Annotated in this window: 1 protein-coding gene and 1 pseudogene; both read right to left on the bottom strand. The window is 40.7% G+C overall.

The window, feature by feature from the left end; all coding sequences use genetic code 11:
* Positions 1-431, bottom strand: a pseudogene (locus tag ACTXGO_RS12410) (hypothetical protein); the annotation flags it as partial.
* A gap of 23 nt (positions 432-454) precedes the next feature.
* Positions 455-1,516, bottom strand: a complete 1,062-nt coding sequence (gene recA / locus ACTXGO_RS12415; RefSeq protein WP_443574757.1) for a recombinase RecA — start codon at positions 1,514-1,516, stop codon at positions 455-457.
* Positions 1,517-2,442: the final 926 nt, after the last annotated feature.

A 2,442-nucleotide genomic window follows, 5' to 3' on the forward strand; every position in this document is an offset into this window, starting at 1 on the left:
GGCTCTAAGTTGACGTTATTATTAATATGGCTATTTGAGTTGGGCTCTTTATCTGCCGTTTCGCTATGCTGCTTGTGGGCTGACACATCACGTTTAACCTCAGCTAAAATATCGCGAATGCTTTGAGAGTCAGGGTCTTTATATAGCTCAGCATCAGTAGGTTCAGCGGTAAAACTAGCCGCAGGATGAAAGCGTTTTTTACGCTTTTTTCGAGGTTTGCTGTCGTTGTTCTTTTTTGCAAGCGTACGCTTCGATTGTGATGGTTCAGCACTGCTATCAGCAAACTGATTCTGGGGAGAAAGTTTATTTTGAGAGGAGGGTTTGTTTTTTTGAATACGTTCTTTAGATGCTTTTTTTGGTTTAGGCGTAGCACTAGAGGCCGAGTCAGTGTCTGACTCGGCCAATATTTCAGCTAATGTTTTAATATGCATAATACAATAGTTATAACTACAGTTTATTGAACGGCGTCAGTTTCTGGCGCGTCTAGCATCGTATCATCATCTTCTTCAACGATAGCATCGCTGACCGACCCTAATTTCTCAGCGCGAATCTTACCTTCGATCTCTTCGGCTATTGCTGGATTTTCCTTGAGATAAAGGACAGAATTGGCTTTACCTTGACCGATTTTTTCATCGCCATAGCTATACCAAGAGCCAGCCTTGCCGACTGCACCAATCTCAACACCTAGGTCGATAACTTCTGCTAGATGATTGGTACCCGCGCCGTAGGTGATCTCAAACTCGGCTTGACGAAACGGCGGTGCCATTTTGTTTTTGATGACCTTGACACGAGTTTGGTTACCGATGATCTCATCACCATTTTTGACCGCACCAATACGGCGAATATCCATACGTACAGAGGCGTAGAATTTCAATGCATTACCACCAGTCGTCGTCTCTGGGCTACCAAACATGACACCGATTTTCATACGAATCTGGTTAATAAAGACAACCATACAGTTAGAGCGTTTGGCGTTACCGGTAATCTTACGTAATGCTTGGCTCATCAAACGCGCCTGCAAGCCCATATGTGAGTCGCCCATCTCGCCCTCAATCTCAGCACGTGGCGTCAAGGCGGCAACCGAGTCAATAACGATCATGTCGACTGCACCTGAACGCACGAGCATATCGGTAATCTCAAGCGCTTGCTCGCCATTGTCAGGCTGCGACACGAGTAAATCATCGGTATTAACGCCCAGCTTGCGCGCATAGACAGGATCCAAAGCATGTTCAGCATCGATAAAGGCACAGACGCCGCCTTGCTTTTGACACTGGGCAATCGCTTGCAAGGTCATCGTCGTCTTACCTGAGCTCTCAGGGCCGTAAATCTCAACGATACGGCCTTTAGGTAGACCGCCTATACCAAGTGCAATATCAAGCCCTAAAGAGCCCGTTGACACAACGTCAGCATCAAGTACTGCTGAGTCATCACCTAAATGCATGATGGTGTTCTTACCAAATTGCTTTTCGATTTGACCTAGAGCCGCTTTGAGGGCTTTGGCTTTGTTGTCATCCATAGTGGATTCCTTTTTATCAATAAAATATTTGAAAACAAAGAGGCAGTCAGGGTAAAACATGACTGCTGAATATCTCGATCAGCTAAGGATAACCAATCATTCGTATTTAGATAGAGGATAACGCTTAGTTATCAGTCTACTATACAGTAAAATAAGATAAAGTTAACGGACGTATCAAGCTAAAAACTAGGATAGTAAACTGCTAATTTTCAACGTCCTATAGAGTTATTTGATGAGGTAATTATAGCAAAATCCAAGTCTGTTATCGCGATAAAAGGTAGGGCAGACGACAGTGATTGTCGTCTGCAACAGTAAAAAAATAGATAGTTTAACGTCAGTAAAAAGGGTGTTTTTAAGACATAAAAATAACTTTTTTGTCAATGTTTTTATGAGTTGTCCACAGTATATTCGTAGCTATTTTTTTGTACGTGTGAAACATGAATAAGATAAAAAAATTATTTCAAAAATATTGAAAATAATTCTAAAGCTTAAATTTTTACTCATAAAGCATTGATTTTAATATAGAAATATATTGTATAAAAAGTAACCACTTTTATCTCATCCTTTGAGATATCAAGGCAAATGCTTGTCAAGTCCCTAGTTATCCACAGGGTTATCCACAGCAACTGTGGAGAACTCTTACACCCCTTATGCTGTCTATGATTGCGTCTACTAGTAAGACGGTAGGGCTAGCTGATAGTCATAGTTTTACGGGATTTCATGAGACGGACAATCAAAATTATGATAAGTGATAGTGATGTTTCACGTCTTAAATTATTTTACAACTACAAGATAGATTCATGATATTTCGTTTACTAGTAAAGATACTTTAAAAGTAAACAATTACCAAAAAAAAGCGGCAGCTCCAATGGTTAGAGCTACCGCTTTTTTATAGAATAAGCGTTAGTCTTTGACGTAGATTAGAT

It is taken from the genome of Psychrobacter sp. T6-1 (assembly GCF_052258445.1).